The 25480-nt window shown below is 72.3% G+C and carries 21 protein-coding genes; 15 read left to right on the forward strand and 6 right to left on the reverse strand.

The window, feature by feature from the left end; genetic code table 11:
* Positions 1-67 precede the first annotated feature (67 nt).
* Positions 68-928, reverse strand: a complete 861-nt coding sequence (locus ACIPAE_RS05440) for a DMT family transporter (protein WP_329369353.1) — start codon at positions 926-928, stop codon at positions 68-70.
* Positions 928-1815 carry a MurR/RpiR family transcriptional regulator gene (locus tag ACIPAE_RS05445; protein ID WP_329369351.1) on the reverse strand — a complete coding sequence of 296 codons (888 nt, stop codon included), beginning with the start codon at positions 1813-1815 and terminating at the stop codon, positions 928-930. The genes ACIPAE_RS05440 and ACIPAE_RS05445 overlap by 1 nt, the downstream gene beginning before the upstream one ends.
* A 24-nt stretch (positions 1816-1839) precedes the next feature.
* Here ACIPAE_RS05445 and ACIPAE_RS05450 point away from each other — a divergent pair, with 24 nt between their 5' ends.
* The 4 genes from ACIPAE_RS05450 to ACIPAE_RS05465 all read left to right on the forward strand — a co-directional run bounded on the left by ACIPAE_RS05450 (position 1840) and on the right by ACIPAE_RS05465 (position 4405).
* Complete coding sequence (locus ACIPAE_RS05450; RefSeq protein WP_402443042.1) at positions 1840-2799, forward strand: oxidoreductase; 960 nt, start codon at positions 1840-1842, stop codon at positions 2797-2799.
* Positions 2800-3117: 318 nt separating this feature from the next.
* A complete protein-coding gene (locus ACIPAE_RS05455; protein ID WP_329369347.1) occupies positions 3118-3501 on the forward strand; it encodes a VOC family protein in 384 nt (127 codons plus the stop codon).
* A 126-nt stretch (positions 3502-3627) separates the two neighbouring features.
* On the forward strand, positions 3628-3801 hold the full coding sequence (locus tag ACIPAE_RS05460) for a DUF5984 family protein (protein ID WP_402443044.1): 174 nt from the start codon (positions 3628-3630) through the stop codon (positions 3799-3801).
* A 25-nt stretch (positions 3802-3826) separates the two neighbouring features.
* Positions 3827-4405: a DUF5984 family protein gene (locus tag ACIPAE_RS05465; RefSeq protein WP_402443046.1), complete on the forward strand. Its 579-nt coding sequence runs from the start codon at positions 3827-3829 to the stop codon at positions 4403-4405.
* 40 nt (positions 4406-4445) lie between these two features.
* Here the strand turns inward: ACIPAE_RS05465 and ACIPAE_RS05470 are convergent, their stop codons facing one another.
* A complete protein-coding gene (locus ACIPAE_RS05470) occupies positions 4446-5723 on the reverse strand; it encodes an MFS transporter (RefSeq protein WP_402443048.1) in 1278 nt (425 codons plus the stop codon).
* 883 nt (positions 5724-6606) lie between these two features.
* Here ACIPAE_RS05470 and ACIPAE_RS05475 point away from each other — a divergent pair.
* Positions 6607-7167, forward strand: coding sequence for a hypothetical protein (locus tag ACIPAE_RS05475; protein WP_402443050.1), 561 nt, complete (start codon positions 6607-6609; stop codon positions 7165-7167).
* 30 nt (positions 7168-7197) lie between these two features.
* Here ACIPAE_RS05475 and gap read toward each other — a convergent pair whose 3' ends face one another.
* Positions 7198-8196, reverse strand: a complete 999-nt coding sequence (gene gap, locus ACIPAE_RS05480) for a type I glyceraldehyde-3-phosphate dehydrogenase (RefSeq protein WP_329369339.1) — start codon at positions 8194-8196, stop codon at positions 7198-7200.
* Positions 8197-8409: 213 nt separating this feature from the next.
* Positions 8410-9366 (reverse strand): helix-turn-helix domain-containing protein, encoded by a 957-nt coding sequence (locus ACIPAE_RS05485; RefSeq protein WP_328464251.1) that lies wholly within the window; start codon positions 9364-9366, stop codon positions 8410-8412.
* Between the two features lie 348 nt (positions 9367-9714).
* Between ACIPAE_RS05485 and ACIPAE_RS05490 the strand changes: the two genes are divergently transcribed.
* Complete coding sequence (locus ACIPAE_RS05490; RefSeq protein ID WP_402443053.1) at positions 9715-12909, forward strand: hypothetical protein; 3195 nt, start codon at positions 9715-9717, stop codon at positions 12907-12909.
* Between the two features lie 151 nt (positions 12910-13060).
* Positions 13061-14614, forward strand: a complete 1554-nt coding sequence (locus tag ACIPAE_RS05495; protein ID WP_402443313.1) for a phospholipase C — start codon at positions 13061-13063, stop codon at positions 14612-14614.
* A gap of 111 nt (positions 14615-14725) precedes the next feature.
* Here the strand turns inward: ACIPAE_RS05495 and ACIPAE_RS05500 are convergent, their stop codons facing one another.
* Positions 14726-15775, reverse strand: a complete 1050-nt coding sequence (locus ACIPAE_RS05500) for a methyltransferase domain-containing protein (protein ID WP_402443055.1) — start codon at positions 15773-15775, stop codon at positions 14726-14728.
* 240 nt (positions 15776-16015) lie between these two features.
* Here ACIPAE_RS05500 and uppS point away from each other — a divergent pair, with 240 nt between their 5' ends.
* From uppS to ACIPAE_RS05540, 8 genes are all read left to right on the forward strand, one after another.
* A complete protein-coding gene (uppS, locus tag ACIPAE_RS05505; protein ID WP_329369328.1) occupies positions 16016-16786 on the forward strand; it encodes a polyprenyl diphosphate synthase in 771 nt (256 codons plus the stop codon).
* Between the two features lie 168 nt (positions 16787-16954).
* Positions 16955-17848 carry a septum formation family protein gene (locus ACIPAE_RS05510; protein ID WP_402443057.1) on the forward strand — a complete coding sequence of 298 codons (894 nt, stop codon included), beginning with the start codon at positions 16955-16957 and terminating at the stop codon, positions 17846-17848.
* 185 nt (positions 17849-18033) lie between these two features.
* Positions 18034-19275 carry an ROK family protein gene (locus ACIPAE_RS05515; protein WP_402443059.1) on the forward strand — a complete coding sequence of 414 codons (1242 nt, stop codon included), beginning with the start codon at positions 18034-18036 and terminating at the stop codon, positions 19273-19275.
* A 235-nt stretch (positions 19276-19510) separates the two neighbouring features.
* Positions 19511-20839, forward strand: a complete 1329-nt coding sequence (locus tag ACIPAE_RS05520) for an ABC transporter substrate-binding protein (protein ID WP_366413810.1) — start codon at positions 19511-19513, stop codon at positions 20837-20839.
* Entirely contained in the window at positions 20839-21786 is a 948-nt protein-coding gene (locus ACIPAE_RS05525; RefSeq protein ID WP_329369321.1) for a sugar ABC transporter permease, read from the forward strand. The genes ACIPAE_RS05520 and ACIPAE_RS05525 overlap by 1 nt, the downstream gene beginning before the upstream one ends.
* A gap of 15 nt (positions 21787-21801) precedes the next feature.
* A complete protein-coding gene (locus ACIPAE_RS05530; RefSeq protein WP_328464269.1) occupies positions 21802-22710 on the forward strand; it encodes a carbohydrate ABC transporter permease in 909 nt (302 codons plus the stop codon).
* Complete coding sequence (locus ACIPAE_RS05535; RefSeq protein WP_402443062.1) at positions 22707-23984, forward strand: 6-phospho-beta-glucosidase; 1278 nt, start codon at positions 22707-22709, stop codon at positions 23982-23984. Before ACIPAE_RS05530 ends, ACIPAE_RS05535 begins: the two co-directional genes overlap by 4 nt.
* On the forward strand, positions 23975-24988 hold the full coding sequence (locus ACIPAE_RS05540) for a BadF/BadG/BcrA/BcrD ATPase family protein (protein WP_328464273.1): 1014 nt from the start codon (positions 23975-23977) through the stop codon (positions 24986-24988). The genes ACIPAE_RS05535 and ACIPAE_RS05540 overlap by 10 nt, the downstream gene beginning before the upstream one ends.
* Positions 24989-25480: the final 492 nt, after the last annotated feature.

Here is a 25480-nt window from a genome sequence, read left to right on the forward strand (position 1 = left end):
GGACGCTCGGGGCCGACGACGGGGTGGTTCACCTCTCCCATCGTAGGGCTCCGACAGGGCGCTCGGGTCAGAGGCTGATCGCCGCTATGCCGGCGAGGACGATCGCGGCGCCTATGACGCGGCGCGCGAGGTGGGCTTCGTGGAAGAGCCGCCAGGCGAGGAGCGATCCGATGACGATGGAGGACTCGCGCAGGGGCGCGACGAGTGCGACGGGTGCGGTCCGCATGGCGGTGAGGACGAGGACGTAGGCGAGGGGGGAGAAGACCGCGATGGTGACGATCGGCGCCGCGTTGACCCGGAGGGCGGTCGGGATCTGGTCGCGCCGGCGGAGCGCGCGTGGCGCCAGGATCAGGCCCTGGAGCAGGAACGTGCCGGCGAGGTAGGTCACCGGGGCCAGGTGCAGGGAAGTGACCGAGTGGCTGTCCCAGAGGGTGTAGGCGGCGATCGTGGCACCGGTCGCGGCGCCCCAGAGCACGCCGTGAAACGCCTGGCGCCCACCGCCGCGGAACGGGTTGCCGGCGACGACGACTATGCCGACGACGACAACGACGGCGCCGAGCGTCGCGATCGCGCTGAGCCGTTCTCCGAGGAGCAGGATCGCGGACAGCATCGTCACGACAGGCCCGGTCCCGCGCGCGACGGGGTAGACCACGCCGAGTTCGAAGCGGTCGTAACCGGTCTGCAGGGTCAGGGAGTACACCACGTGCATCACGGCTGAGACCGTCGAGCCGACCACAAGCTGCCAACTGAGCGGCTGCGTACCGGTGATCACGGGGACGACGCCGGGCGGGACGCACACCAGCGCCGCCGCGCAGGTGTAGGCCCAGACGAACAGGACGGTGTCGCCCCGCTTGTACTTCGACGCCGTGTTCCAGATCGCGTGCGCGACCGCGGCGACCAGGACGATGGCGATCGTGCCGCCCCGCATCAGGTGATGTCGGGGAGGTCGATGCCGGCGCGCTCGGCTCGGCGGCTGTGCTCCGGGTCCCGGATGGCGAGGGCGGCCACCAGCGCGTCGACGACCACGAGGTCGGCGAGCCTGCTTCCCGCGGCGGCCATCTGCGTCGGCAGCGGCGCGCCGCCGACGACGAGGGCGATGTCGGCGAGGACCGCGAGCGGCGTGTCGTACTGGTTGGTGATCGCGATCAGCGTCGCGCCGGCGGAGGAGGCGGCATCGGCGACGCTGAGGGTCGACGAGGTGCGTCCGGTCGAACTGACGGCGATGACCACGTCGTCGGGGCGGAGGAGCCGCATCGCGATCATCGCCGACTCGTGGTCCGGGATGGCGACAGCCCTCGCGCCGAGTGCGCGGAGGCGGAACACGGCGTCCGCGGCGACCGCGGCGGAGGTACCCGCGCCGATGACGACCACCTGGCCCGCTCCTTGCACCGCGCCGACCGCTTCGTCGAGAGCCGCGAGGTCCAGGGCGCCGCCGAGCGCGGTCAGCGCGTCATGGCCGGTTCGTATGGACGTCTCGAGCACCGCGGCTGTCGAGGCGTTCTCGGTGAGCGCTTCCGAGGGCGCGAAGAACTCGGTGGTCCCGCGGGCGCGGGCGATCTCCAGCTTGAGTTCGGTGAAGCCGTCGAACCCGATCGCTCGCGCGGCGCGGACCACGCTCGGGGCGGATACGCCCGCGCGGGCGGCGACTTGAGCGGTGGTGCTCGTGCCGACGAACAGCGGATCGGAGAGCAGGAGCTTCACCACCTTCGCCTCGCTCGCGGCGAGATCACCGCTGCGGGCCTGCACGATCCCGAGCCAGCGCGTGAGTGGGTCGTCGCCGCGTCGCGAAACGCGATTACCTGTTCCGTCGTCCATACGTAACAGAGTAACCTGGCGGCCATGGCTCAGATCGACTCCTCGGCGAAGAGGACAACTCCCTTGCCCCCGACCGTCGCAGTGGTGGGTCCGGGGGCGATCGGCACCACCGTCGCGGCGGCGCTCCATGAGGCCGGCCGCACCCCGATGCTCTGCGGCCGCACGGCTCGCGAGCGCCTGGAACTGCGCGTGGGACCGGGCCCGGAACCGTGCGTGGAACCCCGGGACGCCGACGGTCTGGTCGTCGTCCCGGGGCCGGTGCGGATCGATCCGGCGCAGACCGAGGAGCCGGTCGACCTTGTCTTCCTCGCCGTCAAATCGACGCAAGTGGACGCGGCGGCACCGTGGTTGGCGGCGCTGTGCGACACGGACACCGTGGTCTGCGTCCTGCAGAACGGCGTCGAGCAGGAAGCGGCCGTCGCGCCCCACGTCCCCGGCTGCCCCGTGCTGCCCTCGGTCGTGTGGTTCCCGGCCCAGGTGCAGCCCGGCGGTTCGGTGTGGCTGCGCGGCGAGGCCCGCCTGACCGTGCCGGACACGCCTGCCGGCCGCGTGGTGCTCGACGCCCTGCGCGACACCCGGTGCTCGGTCGACGTGGCGGAGGACTTCACGTCCGTGGCGTGGCGGAAGCTGCTGCAGAACGCGGCCGCCGGGTTGATGGTCCTCACCGGCCGCCGGTGCGGCATGTTCGCCCGCGACGACATCGCCCGGCTGTCCCTGGACTACCTGCGGGAGTGCCTCGCGGTCGCCCGGGCCGAGGGCGCGGTCCTGGGCGACGAGGTGCCGCAGGAGATCGTCGACGGATTCCGGGCCTACCCGGCCGACATGGGCACCTCCATCCTCGCCGACCGCGCGGCGGGCCGGCCGCTCGAATGGGACATCCGCAACGGTGTCGTACGGCGACGCGGCCGGGCCCACGGCATCCCGACGCCCATCAGCGATCTGGTGGTGCCGCTCCTCGCGGCCGCCGGCGACGGACCCGGCTGACCCGTCGGGCGAACGGGAGTCGGACCAGGGGGCGTTGGGCGTCGGACCTTGGCGTCGGGCCTTGGAGCCTAGGACCGACCGCGGTGGGCGAGGACCCCCGGACCAGGACCGGCGGCGGTAGGCCGGGGCCCCCGGACCAGGACCGACGACCGATCGCGGCCGTGATCGCCGGACGGGTACTTTCCTGGTGGTGGATCGGTCCGCTACGGGACCGGCTCCGGTACGGGATCGGCCGAGTGCCGGATCGGCCGGACTCCGCCCAACCGCACAACCCGCACACCCGGCACACCCCCGCACACCCCGACCAGGGAGACCCCCATGCGCGTCATCGCTTTTGACCATCTGGTGCTCAATGTCGAGGACGTCGACCGCGCCCTCGCCTTCTACTGCGGGCCGCTGGGCCTGGAGCCGGTGCGCGTGGACGAATGGCGTGCGGGCAAGGCCCCGTTCCCTTCGGTCCGGGTGAGCCCGACCACCATCATCGACCTGGTGGCGAACCCCCGGGGCGAGTCCAACGTGGACCACCTCTGCCTGGTCGTCGAGCCCCTGGACTGGCACGAAGTCGTGGAATCGGGCGTGTTCACCGTCGTGGACGGCCCGGGCAAGCGGTTCGGCGCGCGAGGAGACGCCCAGTCCCTCTACGTCCTCGACCCCGACGGCAACACGATCGAGCTGCGCTGGTACCCCGAGGACGCCGCCTGAACGGCGGCCGGGCGCACGGGATCTGACCCACGGGGGCGGCGTGCCCGCGGGGATACTGGACGGGTGAACCCCGTTGGCCCTGTTGACCCCGTTGCCCCCGTTGACGCCGCCGGGCCCGTAGACCCCGTGATCCGCTTCCGGTTCGGGTTGACTCCGTTGGCGGAGGTCGAGCCGTGGGGCGCCGGGCGCGAACTGCACTGGTTCGGGCTGACCGACGGGTGGTACGGCATCGACGCCGGCGGCCACGAACTGCTGCGGTACCTCCGCGCGAACCGTTCGGGAACTGCGCGGCGAGCGTGACGTCCGCGGCGCACCGCACCCGTACGTGGAGTATTACGTCGTCCGCCTGTGGGAGGACGTGCTCGCGCTCGTGTCGGGGGCGATGGAGCCGGTGCCGCCGGACCTCGTGGGCATCGCGGCCGAGGTCGCCCAGGAGTGGCCGCACCTCGACACCGTGGAAACCCCCGAGGCCGACGCCACGTTGACCTGGCACGGCGCGGGCTACCTCTACACCGGCTATCTGCGCATCGCCCCGGCCGTCCGCCTCTGGCGCACCGTCGTCGGCGACGACGACACCGTGACCGTCGCCTGGCGCCACGAACCCGACCCCGAGGGCGTCATCGAGTTCACCGGCCCGCGGACCGGCCGGGTGACCGTACCGACCAGTGCCTTCGTCGCGGCCGTGGCCGAACTCGACCGTGCGCTGCTCGCCGCGATGGACCAACGCATCGCCGAACTGGCGGAGTTCGGCGCCGCGTCCGATGTCCGGCTGGACGTCGAGCAGTTGCGCCGCGACCACCACGAGCGTGCCCGCCGGCTCCCCCGTGCCCTGGCCCACGCCCCCCGCACGGACTGGGACGCCGTACGCACCGGCCTCCGCGCTCTCCTCGGCCGAACTCCCTGACCGCGTCGCCTTCCACGTATGCCTTGCGGAACCGGGGTGGTCACGGGGCGGCCGACGTCGGGTCGGGCGCCGCCGTAACAACCTTGGGGCCTTCGGCAGTTGTGGTGGCGGTGAGGGTGCGGCGGGTGGACCAGGTCAGGGCGGCTGTCGCGGTCAGGGCGAGGAGGGGGACGCTGAAGCCGGCGCGGGTGCCGGCCGGGCCGTCGACGAGCCGGCCGACCGCGGCGGCGGAGACGGCGATGCCCCCCGCGCACGCGGAGTTCGTCCAGGTGAAGGACTGGGTCAGGACCGACCGGTCCACGACCGACTCGACGAGCGTCGAGCAGACGATGATGCACGGCGCGACGCCGACGCCGGGCAGCAGGAGCGCGCAGCCCAACCACAATGGGGTGTCGGCCAGCAGCGGCAGCAGCGACGCACCGGCCAGAAAGCTGAGGATCAGGGGCAGTTGGGCAGCGGGCGGGGTGTGCGGGCGGTGCCGCCCGTAGGCGAGTCCGGCCAACAGGCTTGCCGCGCTCATCAGTCCGTACAGGAACCCGGCCGAGGAGGCCGCGTGGTGGGCGTCGGCGAAGGCGCTCACCGAGACCTGCGTCGAGCCGAAGAAGACGCCCAGGGCGAGGTTGACCGCCAGCAGGGTGGCGAAGTTCCGGGTCCACAGCGTCCTCGGGCGCGCCGTGCTGGGCATACGGGCCGGGGCGGGCGGGCCTCCCGGCGCCGGGGTCGTACGGCGCTGCGCCGCGAACGCCAGCCCACCGCCGACGACGAGCGCCCCCGCCAGCACCGTGCCCGCGGCCGGGTGCAGCCGAGTCGCCGACAGCACCGCGAGGGCGGGGCCGAGGAGGAACGCGGCGTCGCTGCTGATCGTTTCGAGTGCGAAGGCCGCGGGGAGTTCCGGCCTGCCGTGCAGCAGCGCCGACCAGCGGGCCGCCGAGAGCGCGCCGACCTGCGGGATGGTCGCGCCGGCGGCGAGGCCGGCCGCCATCAGCGACGCCGTGGGCGCCCCCGCCAAGGCCAGCGTGACGAGGGCGGCGAGCGCGACGGCGTGCGCGCACAGGAGGGGGACGAGGACGCGCGGCTGCCCGAGCCGGTCCATGAGGCGGGCCGTCTGCGGGCCCACCAGGGTCTCCGCCACGGCGTACGCGCCGGTGACCAGGCCGGCCACCCCGAACGACCCGGTCTCGCCGTGGATCAGCCAGACGATGCCGAGGCCGGCCATGGCCACGCCGACCCGGGCGGGGGCGGCGGCCAGGAAGAAGGCCGACGCGCCGGGAGTCCGCAGGGCGGAACGGTAGGAGGCTGCTCCCGTCCGAGCCGCCACGGGGGTACGGGACCTCCGCGCGGCACGGCGGAGTCCGGGCGCGGCACGCCCCAACTCCCTTGCGGTGGGGCGGGATTCGGGTGCGATACGACGGAACCAGTGCCGTGGTGTCACGGCGAACCTTCCGCTGCGCGGTGGGGCGGTCCGGGGGCGGCGCCCGTTCGCGGGCACCGCCCTCCCACCACCAGGAGTCGTCCATGGTGACGCGGGCGGGGCGGAATCGAAGTCCGCGGCCGCCTCCGCGTCGGCTCCATCGCCGGCAGAAACGTCGAGTAGTGAGATCGGGAAGCAAGACCCGCGGTCGGCGTCCGGTTCAGGGCCGACGTGCGGATCGAGCAGGAGTCGACACTAGCGGTGCCGCCGGGCGGAGAGAAGCGGAGGGGAAGCCCGTTCTCTCCTCGCTCGTACCGGCGCCGTCCGCGGCGGCGCGGGTCACCGCGGCAGAGCCCCCCTCCCCGCACTCGTTCCGCTCCCTCAACGATCACTTCTCGAAGACAGGTGGACACTTTCCGTCAGCACTTGGCACACTGGGCCCCACCCGTCACACAGCTCCGACGCGTGACGGCACTTGCCACATACGGCCCGGGGGGGACGCATGGGAAAACCGCAGGGTGACGGCGACGACTTCAGCGGCATAGACCGACCGTCGACGGCAACGATTCCGCGCAGGCGGCCGTCAACGACTGGCGGTCGAAAGCGAACCCCTTCGGACTCCTGACCACCGAACTCGGCGAACTCGGCGAACTCGACGCCCACTTCGCCTGGGCACGCGACCAGATACCGATGCTGACGCGACGGCGCAGCCTGGCCACTGCCAGGAGGACGGACTCGTATGACAGCAAACGGGACGAGGGCGACTTCGACGGTCTGGAGGAGGCCAACCATGAGGCACCGGACGGCAGGCGCCGCGCTCGGCGGACTGCTGCTGACCCTGGTGACCGCGTGCGGCGGCAGTGCACCGAGCGCCACCAGCCTCGCGGACAAGCAACGGCGGCCGGTGGCGAAGGAGTACTGGAAGATCTACCGGGCCGTTCACGACGTGACGAACGGCTGGGATGTCACCGACGGCACCTTCGAGTACTGCGCGGGCAAACGGCCCCGACTGGACTACAGGATCGTCTATTTCGCGGCCGGGTTGACCGGCAAGGAATCGGAGGCTCAGATCGACGCCACCCTCGTGGCCCGGCTCAAGACGGTCGGCTGGGACCTCGCCCCCGCAGGCAGCAAGCGTTTCTCGGCGACGCGTGGGGACCTCACCGTGCGAACGTACGAATTGCCTGAGAGTCCCGAGACCGGCAAACGGGTGGTCACCGTCAACGTGCAGAGCGGCTGCGTCGACTACGGGAAGAACGTCGCCCGCGTCCTCAAGGTGGTGGACGAATACCCCCAGAAAGACGCCGCCTCCTCCCCCGTCCCCACCGGGCTGGCCACGCGGACGCCCTGACGGGGAGGGGGAGTTGGGGGAGGTGAAGGGTCAGGTGGTGGTGAGGAGCTGGAGGGTGTCGATCACGCGGTTGGAGAAGCCCCACTCGTTGTCGTACCAGGCGACGACCTTGATGTGGCGGCCGTCGACGCGGGTGAGGGCGGAGTCGAAGATGGCGGAGGCGGGGTTGCCGGTGATGTCGGAGGAGACGAGGGCGTCCTCGGAGTACTCGAGGACGCCGGCGAGCGGGCCCTGCGCCGCGGTGCGGTAGGCGGCCAGGACGTCCTCGCGGGTGACATCGCGGGAGACGGTCGTGTTGAGCTCGACGATCGAGCCGACCGGGACCGGCACGCGGATCGAGTCGCCCGAGAGCTTGCCGTCGAGGTCGGGGAGGACCAGGCCGATCGCCTTGGCGGCGCCGGTGGTGGTGGGCACGATGTTGACGCCGGCGGCGCGGGCCCGGCGGGGGTCGCGGTGCGGGCCGTCCTGGAGGTTCTGCTCCTGCGTGTACGCGTGCACCGTCGTCATGAAGCCGTGCTCGATGCCGGCGAGGTCGTGCAGGACGGCGGCGAGCGGCGCGAGCGCGTTGGTGGTGCAGGAGGCGTTCGAGACGATCGTGTGCAGGGCCGGGTCGTACGCGTCGGTGTTGACCCCGTAGGCGAGGGTCACGTCGGCACCGTCGGACGGCGCGCTGACCAGGACCTTCCGGGCGCCCGCGTCGAGGTGGGCGCGCGCGGCCTTCGCGGAGGTGAACCGGCCGGTCGACTCCAGCACGATGTCGACACCGAGGTCAGCCCACGGCAGCTGCGCCGGCTCGCGCTCGGCCAGCACCTTGATGCGGCGGCCGTCCACGACGAGGACGTCGCCGTCGACGCTCACCGGGCGGCCGAGCCGGCCGGAGGTCGAGTCGAAAGCGATCAGGCGGGCGAGGGCGGCCGGCTCGGTGAGGTCGTTGACGGCCACGACCTCCAGGTCGGTGTCCCGTTCGAGCAGCGCGCGCAGCACGTTGCGCCCGATGCGGCCGAATCCGTTGATGGCGATGCGGGTCATGAGTGGTGTCCCCAGTTCCTGAAGTCTCTTCGCGTTCTCCACCCAGGTTCGCGCGCGGCGGCGGCGTACGGCGTAGGCCCGAGCGCCACGGTTCGCAAGGATCGCGCCACGCGCACGCCACAAGCGTCCCGCACCCGCACCGCCCCCGGCCACGCACGCGCCACAGGCGTCCCCGCGCCAGTCACACCCGCGCCGCGCCCGCCCCGGACCCCGCTACTCGCCGCGCGTGAACGTACGCCGGTACTCGCTCGGCGTCGTCCCCAGCGTGCGCTGGAAGTGCATCCGCAGGTTCGCCCCCGTGCCCAGGCCCACGTCCGCCGCGATCTGCTCGACGCTCCGCTCGGACCGTTCCAGCAGCTCGCGCGCCACGTCCACCCGGGCCCGCATCACCCACTGCATCGGCGTGTACCCGGTGTCCTCGATGAAGCGGCGCGAGAACGTACGGGGCGACACCGCCGCGTGCCGGGCCAGCACGTCGAGGGTGAGCGGCTCGCCGAGCCGGCGCAGCGCCCACTCGCGGGTGGCGGCGAACCGCTCCCCCAGCGGCTCGGGCACGCTGCGCGGCACGTACTGCGCCTGGCCGCCGCTGCGGTACGGGGCCGCGACCAGGCGCCTGGCCGCGTGGTTCGACGCGGCCACCCCCAGCTCGCGGCGCAGCACGTGCAGGCACAGGTCGATCCCCGAGGCGGCGCCGGCCGACGTCAGCACGCTGCCCTCGTCCACGAACAGGACGTTCTCGTCGACCCGGACCCGCGGATGCTTCGCCGCGAGCGCGCGGGTGTAGTGCCAGTGCGTGGTGGCCCGCTTCCCGTCGAGCAGACCGGTGGCGGCGAGCGCGAACGCGCCGGTCGAGATCGCGGCGAGCCGCGCGCCCCGCTCGTGGGCCGCGATCAGCGCGTCGACGACGGCCCGCGGCGGGTCCTCCCGGTCCGGGAACCGGTAGCCGGGGATGAAGACGATCTCGGCCCAGCCGAGCGCGTCCAGGCCGTCGGCCACGTGGTACGACAGCCCGTCGCCCCCCGCGACCAGCCCGGGCGCGGCACCGCACACCCGTACCTCGTACGGCATGCTCGCGCGGGTCGAGAAGACCTGCGCGGGAATCCCGACGTCGAGCGGCTTGGCCCCTTCGAGCACGAGGACGGCGACGCGATGCAGGTGGGAGGCGGGCACGGGCACCAGGGTAAGCGGCGGTGCCGGGGCGACGGCCGACCGCGCGGCCGCGCCGGACCGGGCCGAGCCGGACGAGGCCGAGCCGCGTCGAGCCTGGCCGCCCCCGCCGAACCCGGCCGAACCGCACGCGCCGCACCACCCGGAGCCACGCCGCGCCACACCCCGCCGCGCCGCGCCACACCACGCCGAGTCGGCCCCGCCAACCCCCGTACCGCACCGCCGACACGCACCCCAAACCGGCAGAACGGGCGTTATTCGTAGGGCGGCTGACGACTGTTCACACAGGCGTCATCATCCCGCCCGAAACGATCCGCGCGGAATCCGTTGCCCTGCACATCAATAAGGGCCATGATCTCTCACTTCAAGGTCGGCTGGAGAACCGTGGCGGCAGTCGCCGCGGCGCTGACCGTCTTCGGCCTCGCAGGGGCCGACGCCGAAGGCAGCACCGCCACCGCGGCGACCACCGGCCAGCGGTACTCCGCCGCCTGCCCGGCCGCGGACGTGGTGACTCCCGCCCTGAACAGCAATCTGATCGCCAACCCCGGCGCCGAGGACTTCACCGCGGTCACCTCGCTCGGCGCCCCGGCCGGGGACACGCAGGACGTCCCCGACTGCTGGGAGGCGTCCTCTCCGATGAACGCGCCGGGCGCGGTCCTGGAGTCGACCTCGTCGTCGGCTCCCGGCCAGACCGGCAGCCGCACCTTCTACGGCGGCTACGACTACGACTCCCCGCAGGTCTCGATCGTGGGCGTCACCACCACGGCCACCCAGATGATCGACGTCAGCTCGCTGGACGCGGGCGGCAAGTCGTTCACGCTGACCGGCGCGATCGGCGGCTACACCACCCAGAGCGACTACGCCACCGTCACCGCCGCGTTCCAGGACGCCGACGGCGCCACCCTCGGCTCCGCGGCCCTGGCCCCGGTCAACGCCGCCCAGCGCGGCAACATCACCAGCCTGATTCCGGAAGCGGCGGCCGGCACGGTCCCGGCCGGCACGAAGAAGATCTTCGTCACCGTGGCGTCGACCGGCGTCAGCGCCGGCTACGGCATCGACGGCCGGGCCGACAACCTGAACCTGACGATCGCCCCGAGCGATTCGGGCCAGCACTACACCGCGCCCTGCCCGGCCGCCGACCAGGTCACCCCGGCGCTCAACGCCAACCTGATCGCCAACCCCGGCGCCGAGGACCACACCCCGGTCACCTCGCTCGGCGCGCCGGCCGGCGACGACCAGACCGTCGCCGACTGCTGGACCAGCGCCTCCCCGCTCGACGCACCCGACGGCACGCAGGAGTCGGCGCCCTCGACCTCTCCCGGCGTCACCGGTGACCGGGTCTTCTACGGCGGCTCGAACCCCGACGGCGTCTCGGCCGCGGGCATGGTCACCAGCGGCACCCAGCTCGTCGACGTCGGCTCGCTGCACGCGGACGGGCAGCCGTACAAGCTGACCGGCGAGGTGGGCGGCAACGCGTCGCAGGGCGACTTCGCCCAGGTCATCGCCACGTTCGAGGGCACGGACGGCGCGACTCTCGGCACGGCGTCCATCGGCCCGGCCACCGCGGCCCAGCGCGGCAACACCTCCGCGCTGCTGTCGGACGGCACCTACGGCACGATCCCGGCAGGCACCCAGAAGGTCCTGGTCACGATCATCACGGCAGCCGTCGACGACGACCGCGACAGCGACGGCGCGGCCGACAACCTGAACCTGACCATCGGCCAGAAGTCGGTCGGCCAGACCTACACGGCGCCCTGCCCGGCCGCCGACCAGGTCACCCCGGCGCTCAACGCCAACCTGATCGCCAACCCCGGCGCGGAGGACTACACCGCCGCGACGGCGCTCGGCGCCCCGCTGGGCGACGACCAGACCGTCGCCGACTGCTGGACCAGCGCCTCCCCGCTCAACGCACCCGACGGCACGCAGGAGTCGCGTGCGTCGACGTACCCCGGCGTCACCGGCAGCCGGGTCTTCTACGGCGGCACGAACCCCAGCACCGTCTCGATCCCGGGCATCGCCACCACCGGCACGCAGACCATCGACGTCGGCTCGCTCGGCACGGACAGCCAGCCGTTCAAGCTCGCCGGCGACCTCGGCGGCTACTCGACGCAGAGCGACTACGCGACCGTCACGGCCACGTTCGAGGACGCCAAGGGCGCCACCCTCGGCGCGGGCATCATCGGCCCGGTCACCGCGGCCCAGCGCAACAACGTCTCCAGCCTGGTCCACCAGGCGTGGTACGGCACGGTCCCGGCCGGCGCCGCGAAGATCCTCGTCACGGTGGCCACGGTCGGCGTCAGCAGCGGCGCCAACAGCGACGGCACGGCCGACAACCTGAGCCTGACCATCGGCTCGGGCGCGGTGCCGTCGGGTCCGGTCCTCCAGACGATGCCGTACGCGTCGGTCGGTGACATTCCGGGCACCCACGTGGACCCGGGCACCGGCGCCGTCGTCCCCAACGTCACGCCGGGCTCGCTGTACCGGCCCGCGGGCGTGTCCGTCGGCGGCAACTCCGCGCAGGGGGCGCAGGCGAAGGCCGACGTCCGGGCGGAGCTGACCAGCGTCGGCGACGGCTCGGTGTACGTCTCGAACACCGGCGACAACGTGGTGGCCAAGCTGCGCAACGGCGACACCGCGATCATCGCCGGCTCCCTGGAGGACAACGGGGAGAAGGGCGACCACGGCAAGGCCACCGACGCGACGCTGTACCAGCCGGCCGGCACCGCGGTGGACGCGGGCGGCGACGTCTTCATCGCGGACAGCGGCGACAACGTGGTCCGCGAGATCACCCCGGACGGGCTGATCCGGCGGTTCGCCGGCACCGGGACCGCGGGCCGCAGGACCTCCTCCAGCGCGCTGTCGACCCAACTCGACGGCCCCGCGGCGGTGGCGGTCGACGCGGCGAGGAACGTGTACGTCTCCGACACCCACAACAACCGGGTGGTCGAGGTGTCCTCGAAGGGGAAGGTCGTCCGGGTGATCGGCACCGGCCGGGCCGGGTACGCCGGAGACGGCAAGGCGGCCACGCGGGCGCAGCTGAACCAGCCGAACGGGCTGGCGCTGGACGCGAAGGGCAACCTCTACATCGCGGACTCGGCCAACAACGTGATCCGCCGGGTGGACGCGAGGACCGGGACCGTCACCACGGTGGCCGGGAACCACGCCGCGGCCAAGGCGAGCGACGGGCTCGGCGGGTTCGCCGGCGACGGCGGACCGGCCACCGCGGCACGCCTCAACGACCCGCAGGGCGTGACCGTCGACGGCGCGGGCGACCTGTTCGTCGCCGACACCTTCAACAACGCGATCCGGCAGGTCACGCCGGACGGGACCATCACCACCGTGGTGAACTCCTCGGCCGCGCCGGGCGGGGAGAGCAGCGGCGCGGCGCCGACCGCCTCGAAGCTCAACACCCCGATCGCGGTCGCGGTCGACCTGTCCACCCACCTGCTGTACATCGCCGACACGCGCAACAACGCCGTCGCCCAGGTGCTCGGTGTCGCCCAGTCCGGCGCCGCGGCCGGCCCGGTGGCCCCCGCGAAGTCCTGACCCGGCCCTCACGAGACGAAGAAGAGAGACGATGAGCAACACCGCTTCCGAACAAGCGGGTTCGGCCCGCGCGGGTTCGGCCCATTCCGGTTCCGCCCGCACGGGTTCGGCCCATTCCGGTTCCGCCCGCTCCGGTTCCGCCCGCTCGGGCATGTCCCGCCGCCGGTTCATCACCAGTGCGGCGACGCTGGCCGGCGCCGCCGGTGCGGCCGGCGTGCTTCCGGAGAGCCTGGCGAAGGCCGCGGCCGCGAGCCCGGCCAAGGGCAGCCTGTCCCAGGTCAAGCACGTCGTGTACGTGATGATGGAGAACCGGTCGTTCGACCACTACTTCGGCACCTTCCCCGGTGCCCGCGGGTTCAGCGACCCGACGGCCATCAGGCTGCCGAACGGCGACTCGGTCTTCAAGCAGCCCGATCCGGCCAACCCCGACGGCTACCTCGAACCGTTCCACATGTCCACCATCAGCACCGGCGCGGCCGCGATACCGTCGCTGTCGCACGACTGGCGCGACCAGCACGCCTCGTGGAACCACGGCGCGATGGACGGCTGGATGACCACCCACCTCGCCTCGGACGGCGAGGTCAACGGCTCCTACACGATGGGGTACTTCACCCGCGAGGACATCCCGTTCCACTGGGCGCTCGCCGAGTCGTTCACCCTGCTCGACAACTACCACTGCTCGATCCTGGGCCCGACGGACCCGAACCGGCTGGTGTGGATGTCCGGCACCAACGACCCGCAGGGCAAGTTCGGCGGACCGGTGCTGGAGACCGTGACGCCGAACCCGATGACGCACCCGTCGGCGGCGGAGATCCTGTACGACGCGGGGTACAGCGTCAAGACGTACTTCTCCGGAGCGACCAGCGGGTTCAACGTGTTCTCGTGGTTCGCCAACTTCCAGAACCGGACCACCCTGCCGGCCGCCCTGTACAACTCCGTGATGAGCGGCGGCACGCTGTACGGGGACGGCACGCCCGGCCGGGTCGGCGACCCCACCAGCCCGACCGCCGCGGCGGACCCGAACCTCGGGTTCGAGGAGGACTGCGCCAACGGCGTTCTCGCGGACGTGTCCTGGCTGTACATGCCGAGTGCGGCCGACGAGCACCCGCCGAACCTCCCCGCGGCCGGCGCGCAGTACCTCGCGTCGAAGCTGGAGGCGCTCGCGGCCAACGAGGACCTGTGGAACTCGACCGTGTTCGTGCTCAACTACGACGAGAACGACGGGTTCTTCGACCACGTGCCGCCGCCCGTCCCCCAACCGCACAAGTACCCCGAAGAGTTCGTGACCGTGGCCTCGCCGAAGGGCACCCCGGGCGGCGGCCTGCCGGTCGGCGCGGGCTTCCGGGTGCCGTGCATCATCGTGTCCCCCTGGACCGTGGGCGGCCGGATCTTCTCCGAGGTCTCCGACCACACCTCCGGGCTCCAGTTCATCGAGACCCTCACCGCCGCCGGCGGCCTGTCCGGCAACGGCCCGGTCACGTTCACCCCGATCAGCAAGTGGCGCCGCCGCACCTTCGGCGACTTCACCGGGGCGCTGCGCCTGCACGACCGCAAACCGGCCCCGAGCAACCCGCAGTTCGAGCCCGGCACCACGGCGGCCAACCTCGCCGCCCAGACCACGGCCGCGGCCCAGCCGATGCCACCCCGCCCGGGAGCGACCCAGACCATGCCGAAGCAGTCCCACGGCCCCACCACCAAGAACTGACTTCCCCGCAACCCCACTCCCTTCACCCCCAACCCCCGCAGGCCGTCCGCCCCACCGGACGGCCTGCGCCGTTGTCTCCCCGGAGTACCGGGCGGGGCCGCCTCGGACGGGTCAGGGGGTGGGTGGGGATTGGGCGGTGGTGATGTGGAGGGTGACCGCGGCGAAGAAGGGGGCGTGGGTGAGGTGGTCGAGGAAGGCGGCGGCGGTGTGGGGGGTGAAGTAGCCGGCGGCGAGGGCGCGTTCGGTGGTGCGTTGGAGGCCGAGGACCTGGTCGGCGGTGCGCAGGTCGCGGAAGACGGTGGGGACGGGGAGGACCGCGGGGACGGTGAAGCCCGCGGCGGCGGCCAGGCGCGGGAGTTGGCGGCCGATGGCGCCGTTGCGGACCACGCGGTCGGTGAGGTGGCGGGTGTAGGCGCGGGTGAGGTCGAGGTCGGGGTGGTCGATGGAGAGGGTCTCCCAGTCGGGTTCGGCCATCACCAGCAGTCCGCCCGGGCGCAGGACGCGGCGGGCCTCGGCGAGCGCGCGGGCGGGGTCGGCCACGTGCTGGAGGACCCGGTCGGTGTGCGCCCGGTCGACGGTCGCGTCGGGGAAGGGAAGGGCGTGCAGGTCGGCCAGTTGGACGTGGGTGGAAGGAAGGAGGGCGGTACGGGTACGGGCCCGGGCGGCCATGTCGGGGTCGCGGTCGACGCCGAGCACGGTGCCGCCCGGGCCGGCCTCGTCCGCGAGGGCGGGCAGGTCCGTGCCGGGGCCGCAACCGAGGTCGAGGACGGTGTGGCCGGGCCGTATCGCGAGGGTGTCGAGCGCGGCGCGCTTGTACGCGCGGGCGGCGCCGGTGGCGGCCAGCCGGTCCTGGTAGGCGATCCGGTCGGGCACGGCCGCCTCGAACACGGCGTCCGCGGTCCTGGCCAGCGACCGCGCCTCGCGGGCGAGCACCTCCCGCCCGGCGGCGGTGAGCCGCAGCGGGCGCTGCCGCTGCCCCGGCCGGTTGTCCAGGTACTCCACGAGCCGCTTCGCCGCCAGCCGGGCCAGCGCGCCGGACAGGCTGCCCCGGCCGAGCCGCGCCCCGGTCATCCGTTCGACCGCGCTGTTGACGGCGTACCCGTGCAGGGGCCCGTCGGCCAGCGCGCTCAGCACCAGCATCTGGGCGTCGTTCGTCCGCATGGGGTCAACTCCTGTGCACCGGAGGGTGGGTGGGGGACGGTTCCCGGCGAGCCGGGTGTCCGGGGTGCCGGGTGCCCGGCAGGCCGCCGGCGGCCAGGGGACCGCGGGCGACGCGCTCGGGACGCCGCGCACCCGGGTGCCGAATTCCGGCCCGCGGGACGTAACACGCGGCGCGTGTCATCGTTTCGTATTATGGCGGGTCCGCTGACAGGTTCCGCACTCCTCCGGAAGGACCGCGGCATGCGCATGGCCGACCCTCTCTACGCCCTCTACACGCGGCGGTTGCGCCGCCGGGTCGCCGCGTCCGCGCCACTGCCGCGGCACATCGGGCTGATCATGGACGGCAACCGGCGCTGGGCCCGGCAGATGGGCATCGCCAACCCGAGCCTGGGGCACAAGGCCGGCGGCGAGCACGTCGAGGACGTGCTGTCCTGGTGCGACCGCCTGGACATCCGGCACGTGACCGTCTTCGTCTGCTCCACGGAGAACCTGGCCCGCCGCGACAGCGCCGAAGTGGCCTTCCTGATGGGCCTGATCGAGGACCTGGTGGGCCGGCGCCTCGCCCGCCCGGACTCCCGCCGGCAGATGCACATCGCCGGCTCGCTGGACGCGCTGCCCGACCGTACGGCCGAGGTGCTCAAGGAGGCCGTCGAGGTGACCCGCGACTGCGCCACCGGGGCACACGTCACGCTCGCCATCGGCTACGGCGGCCGCCAGGAGGTGGTCGACGCGCTGCGCGAACACCTCTACGAGCAGGCGGAGTCCGGCCGGACGCTGGGCGAACTCGCCGAGGAGATCGACGTCGAGGACGTGGCGAGGCACCTCTACACCGCCGGGCAGCCCGACCCCGACCTGGTCATCCGCACCAGCGGCGAGCAGCGCATGTCGAACTTCCTGCTGTGGCAGAGCGCTTACGCGGAGCTGTACTTCTGCGAGGCGTACTGGCCCGCCTTCCGCGAGCTGGACTTCCTTCGCGCGGTGCGCAGTTACTCCGACCGCCAGCGCCGCTGAGCGGGCGCACCCGGCGCAAGCGCCCGGCCCCGCCGGCGGAAAGGTCCGGCCCCGCGGCGGAATCGCCCTGACACGGTGACCGGCCGGGCGGTACGGTCGTCGGGCCCGCCACGCGGTGGCGCGAGGATCTGGGGGGATCTGGGGATGAGCCGGTCGACCGTCCGTCGCGTGTCCAGGGCCGCCACGGCGGCCCTCCTCGTCCCGCTCGCGCTGGCGTCGTGCCAGGGCGCCGCACCGCACCACCAGCACCGCGCCGCCGCTCCTACGGCAAGCACGCCGACCCCGAACCCGCACACCGCCGACCCCGACCCCCGGCACCTGGCCCTCGGCGACTGCTTCACGGCGGACCGCACCCTCACCCTCATCGGCGCCACGATGCCGCTCGCGCCCGTACACATCGTGCCCTGCACGCAGCCGCACACCGCGGAGGTGTACGGCCGGTTCACCTTCTCCCAGGGCCACCTTCCCTACCCCGCCCCGGACGACCTGACCGGCACCGCCGAGGCTGACTGCAAGAACCTCGTCACCGCCTACGACATGGACAGCTGGACGCTCTCCCCGACCGTGGACCTGGCCCGGTCGCTGCTGCCGACGCGGGCGGAGTGGGCGGCGGGCGACCAGGACATCATCTGCTACTGGGTGCCGCGCGGCGGCTCCCCGACCACGACGGTGCTGCGCCACGACAAGACCTCGCTGCGCCCCGACCAGTACACCTACCTCGACGCCGCCGACCGGCCGGAGTCCGCCCTCGCAACGACCCCGCGGTCGCAGGGCGAGGACGACCTGAGCTCCTACCAGTTGTGGGCGGCCGGAGTGGCCGACTCGTTCACGACCGAGGCACAACTGCTCGACGGGCACCACTGGCCGGCCAGTGCCCAGGGTCCGGCCAACGCGCTGCTCCAGCGGGTCCGCGCGCTCGCCGCGCAGTGGCGCGACGCCTCCGAGAGCGCGTCCCCGACCGGCATCAAGCGCACGACGCACACCCTCCAGGGCGAGAACTCCGTGCCGCAGGAGCGCGCCGTCCGCCAGGCCCTGGGCCTGGCCACCACCCGCGCGCGCTGACGCCGCGACCGGCGGCCGACCGACCCCCGCCGCCCGGGGCCGCAACCGGCGTCACGACGAAGCCGCACCCCCACTTGGTAACGAGTTGGACGAGGCTGCGCCGAGCCCCCTTGACGCTCCACTGACAGCGGGCCTACCTTGACATTCGCCAATAGGAAAGTTTCCTAACAGTGAACTGAGGGAGGATGGCGCGCATGGCTGGCACCCCAGGAACGCCGCGCGTACTGCGCGCCATGAACGACCGCGCCGCGCTCGACCTCCTGCTGGAGCACGGAACGCTGTCCCGGACCCGGATCGGCAAGCTCACCGGGCTGTCCAAGCCGACCGCGTCGCAGCTGCTCGCGCGGCTGGAGGCGGCCGGGCTGGTGCTCGCCACCGGCACCACCGCGGGCCGCCCGGGGCCCAACGCCCAGCTGTACTCGGTGAATCCGGCCGCCGCCTACGTCGCCGGCCTGGACGTGAAGACCGAGCGGATCAGGGCCGCGGTCGCCGACATCACCGGCCGCACCGTGGGCGACTTCCGGCTGCCCACGCCGAGCCACCGCGCGGGCAGCGCGGTGGAGCACGTGCTGCGGGCGCTGGAGGGCGCGGTGAAGGCCGCCGGGCTGAACCGCTCCGACCTGCACCGGCTGGTGATCGGGACGCCCGGCGCGTTCGACCCGAGCACCGGACGGCTGCGCTACGCCAGCCACCTGCCCGGCTGGCACTCCCCCAGCCTGCTCGACGAGCTGGCCGCCGCGCTGCCGATGCCACTGGAGTACGACAACGACGTGAACCTCGCCGCGGTCGCCGAGCAGCGCATCGGCTCGGCCCGCGGGCACGGCGACTTCGCGCTGCTGTGGAACGAGGAGGGCATCGGCGCCGCGTTCGTGATAGGCGGCAAGCTGCACCGCGGCTGGACCGGCGGCGCCGGCGAGGTCGGCTTCCTGCCGGTGCCCGGCACCCCCCTGGTCCGCAACGTCGTCAAGGCGAACAACGGCGGCTTCCAGGAGCTGGCCGGGTGCAACGCGGTGCTGCGGACCGCCCGTGAACTGGGCCTCGACATCCCCGAGGGCAGCCTGGAGGACGCCGCGACCGCGGTGCTGTGCCGCGCGGCCGCGTACTACGAGGAGGCGGCGGGTGAGGACGGCAGCGGGGAACCCACCGGTCCCTACGCCGAGTTGCTCGCCCGCTGCGCCACCGGCCACGCCATCGGCCTGGCCTCGATCGTCGCGGTGCTCGACCCGGAGCTGATCGTGCTGGCCGGGAACGTGACGGTGGCCGGCGGCGAGCCGCTGCGCGCCATGATCCAGGCCGAGCTGGCCGAACTGGCCGTACCCCGGCCCCGGTTGGTGCTCGGCACGGTCGAGATGCATCCCGTACTCAGCGGCGCCCTGGAAAGCGCGCTCGCCACCACCCGCGACGAGGTGTTCGACACCTCGCGCTGACCCGTCCCCGCCCGCCGCCGCCGACCGCCTGCCGCCGACCGACCGCCACCCGCAGCCCCGTACGCCCGCACCCGCACCCGCACCCGCACCCGCCGAGCCCGACACCCGCACCGCAGCACACCGCACCACATCGCACCCGCCGAGAACAGCGGAACGGCAGCCACGCGCCGTCCCGTCGGCACCGCACACCCTCAACCGCCCCGCCCCCACCCCCACCTCCCGGAGGTAAAGCGCAGTGTCCCGTCTGACGAAGGCCGCGGCCGTCGCCGCCGCCGCCGCGATATCCCTGCTCGCGAGCGCGTGTACCGGCCAGAGCTCTTCCGGCGCCACCGACGACGCCAGCAAGGACGTGACCATCAACTTCTGGCACGGCTGGTCCGCGCCCAACGAGTTGAAGGCGATCAACGACAACGTCGCCCGCTTCGAGAAGCTGCACCCGAACATCCACGTCAAGGTGCAGAGCAACATCACCGACGACAAGATCAACCAGGCGCTGCGGGCCGGCGGCAGCAAGGCCCCCGACGTGGTGTCCTCCTTCACCACCGACAACGTCGGCCAGTTCTGCTCCTCCGGCGCGCTCACCGACCTCTCGCCGTTCCTGAAGAAGTCGAAGATCGACACGGCGACCACGTTCCCGAAGACGATGCAGGAGTACACCCAGTTCAACGGCGTGCAGTGCACGCTGCCGCTGCTGGGCGACGCGTACGGGCTGTACTACAACAAGAAGGAGTTCGCCGACGCCGGCATCTCCGCCCCGCCCAAGACGATGTCGGAACTCAAGGCCGACGCCGTGAAGTTGACCAAGTCCAAGGGCGACTCCTACTCCCAGCTCGGCTTCATGCCGGACTTCCACGGCTACGAGTCCACCCCGGGCCACTTCGCCGCCCAGTGGGGCGTGCACTATTTCGACGCCAACGGCAAGGCCCAGATGGCGTCGGACCCCGGCTTCGCCGCGATGTTCAACTGGCAGCAGGACATGGTGAAGTCGCTCGGTGGCTTCTCCAAGCTGGAGAAGTACCGCAACACCTTCGGTGACGAGTTCGGCGCGAAGAACCCGCTGCAGACCGGCCAGGTGGCGATGGGCATCGACGGCGAGTGGCGGCTGGGCATGGCCAAGGACGCCGGCATGAACGACCTGGGCGTGGCGCCCTTCCCGGTGCCCGACAACCAGGCGAGCAGCTACGGCAAGGGCTACGTCACCGGCACCATCGTCGGCATCGCCAACACCAGCACCAAGAAGAACGCCGCCTGGGAGCTGGTGAAGTTCATGACCACCGACACCGACGCGGTCGTCTCCTTCGCCAACGCGATCCACAACGTGCCCTCCACGCTGGCCGCGCTGAAGTCCCCGAAGCTCGACCAGGACCCGGGCTTCAAGACCTTCATCGACATCGCGCTGAACCCGGCCAGCACCACCACCCCGCCGAGCGTCAACGGCGGCGCCTACCAGGTGACGTTGCAGGACTTCGGCTACGACTACGAGTCCGGCAAGTCCAAGAACCTCAAGTCCGGGCTCGAAGGCGTCGACACGCAGGTCGACAAGGACATCGCGCAGGCCAAGTGATGAGCGCCGTCCACCCCCTGCTGCGCGCCAAGCGCAGAAAAGCCGCCCTGCGGAACCTCGCGTTCCTCTCCCCGTGGATCATCGGGTTCGCCGTCTTCTTCGCCTACCCGCTGCTGTCCACCGTCTACTTCTCGTTCATGCACTACAACGGCTTCAACCCGCCGACGTGGACCGGCGGGAAGAACTGGTCGTACGTCTTCACGCAGTACCCGCTGTTCTGGCCGGCACTGCGCAACACGCTGTGGCTGGTCATCGTGATGGTCACCCTCCGGGTGATCTTCGGGCTGGGCATCGGCATGCTGATCACGAAGATCAAGACCGGCGCGGGCCTGTTCCGTACCGCGTTCTACCTGCCGTACCTGGCCCCGCCGGTCGCCGCCACCATGGCGTTCGTCTTCCTGCTCAACCCCGGCACCGGCCCGGTGAACAACATCCTCGGCGGGCTCGGACTGCCCACCCCGGGCTGGTTCACCGACCCGCACTGGGCCAAGCCCGCGCTCACCACGCTGGCGCTGTGGGGCATCGGCGACCTGATGGTCATCTTCATGGCCGCGCTGCTCGACGTCCCCAAGGAGCAGTACGAGGCAGCCGAGTTGGACGGCGCGGGCCCCTGGTCCCGGTTCCGGTACGTCACGCTGCCGAACATCTCGCCGATCGTGATGTTCGCGGTGGTCACCGGCGTCATCCAGACCATGCAGTACTACACGCAGCCACTGGTCGCCGGGAAGGTCGCCTCCGGCATCATCGGCAACTCCGGCCAGCAGTTCGAGCCGGGCTACCCCGACAAGTCCACCCTGACCCTGCCGCAACTCGTCTACAACCTGGGCTTCCAGCGCTTCGACTACGGCTCCGCGTGCGTGGTCGCCCTGGTGCTGTTCGCGCTGGCGATGGCGTTCACGGCCCTGCTGATGCGGCGCCGCAGCGGCTTCCTGGCCGCGGAGGACTGACCCGAGATGACGCACATGACCGACACCACCCTCGCCGCCGGATCGGCGCCGTCCCGCACCGGCCACGCCCCCGACCCCCGCGCCCTCAAGGCCGCCCGGCGCAGGCGCACCCTGCACTGGATCGGCGTGCACTCGCTGGGCATCGCCGCGGCCGCGTTCTTCGTGCTGCCGTTCGTCTTCGTGGTGCTCACCGCGCTGATGAGCGACAACCAGGCGCTCACCCGGTCGCTGTGGCCGCACCCCTTCGAGTGGTCCAACTTCCGTACCGTCTGGGACACTCCGGGCTTCCTGACCTGGTGGCGCAACACCCTGGTCTACTCGGTGGCCGGCACCGTGCTGACCGTCGTGTCGTCGCTGCCGGTCGCCTACGCGCTGGCGAAGTTCCGCTTCCGCGGCCGCAATCTGATCATGGTGCTGGTGATCTCCACCATGATGCTGCCGCCCCAGGTGATCATCATCCCGATGTACCTGTTCTGGACCAAGCAGCTGCACATGGACGGCACGCTGTGGCCGCTGATCATCCCGATGGCCTTCGGTGACGCCTTCACCATCTTCCTGCTGCGCCAGTTCCTGCTGACCATCCCCAAGGAGTACACCGAGGCGGCCAAGGTCGACGGCTGCGGCGAACTGCGCACCCTGCTCACCGTGATCGTCCCGATGATCCGCCCGGCGATCGCCGCGGTCGCCCTCTTCCAGTTCTTCTACTGCTGGAACGACTACTTCGGCCCGCAGATCTACGCCAGTTCCAACCCGGCGGCGTGGACCCTCAGTTACGGATTGGAGTCCTTCAAGGGCGCCCACCACACCAACTGGAATCTGACCATGGCGGCCACCGTTCTGGTGATGGCCCCGGTGATCGTGGTCTTCTTCTTCGCTCAAAAAGCCTTCATCGAAGGCGTGACCCTGACAGGAGTCAAGGGATGAAACTGGCGGTCGTGGGCGGCGGGTCCACATACACACCCGAACTCATCGACGGGTTCGCGCGGTTGCGCGACACCCTGCCAGTGGAGGAACTGGTACTGATCGACCCGGCCGCGGACCGGCTGGAGCTGGTCGGCGGGCTGGCCCGGCGGATCTTCGCGAAGCAGGGCCACCCCGGGCGGATCGTCACCACCGACAACGTGGCCGCCGGGGTGGAGGGCGCCGACGCGGTGCTGCTCCAGCTGCGGGTCGGCGGGCAGGCGGCGCGCAACCAGGACGAGATGTGGCCGCTGGAGTGCGGCTGCATCGGCCAGGAGACCACCGGCGCGGGCGGCCTCGCCAAGGCGATGCGCACGGTGCCGGTGGTGCTGGACATCGCCGAGCAGGTGCGCAGGGCCGCGCCGGACGCCTGGATCATCGACTTCACCAACCCGGTCGGCATCGTGACCCGGGCGCTGCTCCAGGCCGGGCACAAGGCGGTCGGGCTGTGCAACGTGGCCATCGGCTTCCAGCGCAAGTTCGCGCGGCTGCTGGACGTGGCACCCGAGCAGGTGCACCTCGACCACGTGGGGCTCAACCACCTCACCTGGGAGCGCGGGGTGCGGCTGGGCGGCCCGGACGGCGAGAACCTGCTGCCCAAGCTGCTCGCCGAGCACGGCGACGCCATCGCCGAGGACCTGCACATGCCGCGCGGGATCGTGGACCGGCTCGGCGTCGTCCCGTCGTACTACCTGCGCTACTTCTACCAGCACGACGCGGTGGTGCGGGAGTTGGGCAGCAAGCCGTCGCGGGCCAGCGAGGTCGCCGCGATGGAGAAGCAGCTGCTGGAGATGTACGGCGACCCGGCGCTCGACGAGAAGCCGGAGCTGCTGTCCAAGCGGGGCGGCGCGTTCTACTCGGAGGCGGCCGTCGCGCTCGCCTCCTCGCTGCTGCGCGCCGGGTCGCCCTCGTGGAGCGGCGACGTGCAGGTGGTCAACACCTACAACAACGGCACCCTGCCCTTCCTCGCCGACGACGCCGTCATCGAGGTGCCCGCGCTCGTCGACGGCACCGGCGCCACGCCGCTGCCGGTGCCGCCGCTGGAGCCGCTCTTCGCCGGCCTGGTCGCGAACGTGACCGCGTACGAGGACCTGGCGCTCGAAGCGGCGCTGCGCGGCGGCCGGGACCGGGTGTTCGCCGCCCTGCTGGCCCACCCGCTGATCGGGCAGTACGAGTACGCCGAAGGTCTGACGGACCGTCTGATCGCGCACAACCGGGAGCACTTCGCGTGGGCGTGACTTCGGAGCCGCTCGTCCCCGGTGGCGTCCTCGCCATCGACGCGGGCAACAGCAAGACCGACGTCGCGCTGGTCGCCGCCGACGGACGGGTGCTCGGCAGCGCCCGCGGCGGCGGCTTCCAGCCGCCGATCGTCGGGATCGACCCGGCCGTCGCGGTCGTCACCGAGGCGGTGGAACGCGCGGCCGCGGCCGCCGGGCTGCCGGCGGCCGGCGACCGCGGCGGCCGGCCGCTGGCCGAGCACACCTCGGCGTGCCTGGCCAACGCCGATCTGCCGGTCGAGGAAGAGCAGTTGCAGGCGGCGGTGCACGCGTGCGGGTGGGCGCGCAGCACGTATGTCGCCAACGACACGTTCGCGATCCTGCGGGCCGGCGTCGAACAGCCGCGCGGCGTCGCCGTGGTGTGCGGCGCCGGCATCAACTGCGTCGGCCTGCTGCCGGACGGGCGCACCGCGCGGTTCCCCGCGATCGGGAAGATCTCCGGGGACTGGGGCGGCGGGTCCGGACTGGCGGAGGAGGCGCTGTACTTCGCCGCGCGCGCGGAGGACGGGCGCGGCGAGCCGACCGCGCTCGCCACCTCGCTGCCCGCGCACTTCGGGCTGCGCACGATGTACGAGCTGATCGAGGCGCTGCACCTGGAACGCATACCGTACGTACGGCGGTACGAACTCACGCCCGTGCTCTTCGCCACCGCCGACGCCGGTGATCCGGTCGCCTGCTCCGTGGTCGACCGGCAGGCCGAGGAGATCGTCTGCCTCGCGACGGTCGCGCTCCGGCGGCTCGACCTCCTCGACGACGAGGCCGACGTCGTCCTCGGGGGTGGTGTCATGGCCGCGAGCAATCCCCGTCTCATGGGCGGGATCACCGCGGGGCTCGCCTCGACCGCGCCCAAAGCCCGCGCCCACGTGGTCACGGCGCCCCCGGTGCTCGGGGCGGCCCTCCTCGGCCTCGACCACACCTCCGCTCCCGCTTCCGCCCAGTCCACCCTCCGCACCCACTACCCGTAGGGCGCCCCTGTCCCCCCGGGGACGGATGTCCCGTCCGCCCCGGGACCACCGGCCCGTGGAGGGCTGGTCGCGCAGTTCCCCGCGCCCCCGAACGGCGAACCTCCCCCCACAGCGACCAGCCACCCCCAAGGGGCGCGGGAAACCGCGCAACCAGCCACCCCCAAGGCGCCCGGGAAACTGCGCGACCAGCCACCCCCAAGGGGCCCGGAAAACCGCGCAACCACCCACCACCAAGGGGCGCGGGAAACCGCGCAACCACCCACCACCAAGGGGCGCGGGGAACTGCGCGACCAGCCACGACGGCGCGTCAGTTCGCCACCGGCCAGAAGGGGCAGCCGAAGTCGCATCCAGGCCACCGGCCGATGGACGGCTGAACAGGCATAGCCCCGCGCCCCATCAGGGCACCCCCGTGCCGGGAAGTGGGCACCCTCTCGGGCAAAGGGTGCCCACGGAACCGTGCAGCCGCCGGAGGCGTGTGCAGAGGTAGGCGGC

This window comes from Streptomyces sp. NPDC087270 (assembly GCF_044744625.1).
Taxonomy (GTDB): Bacteria; Actinomycetota; Actinomycetes; order Streptomycetales; family Streptomycetaceae; genus Actinacidiphila.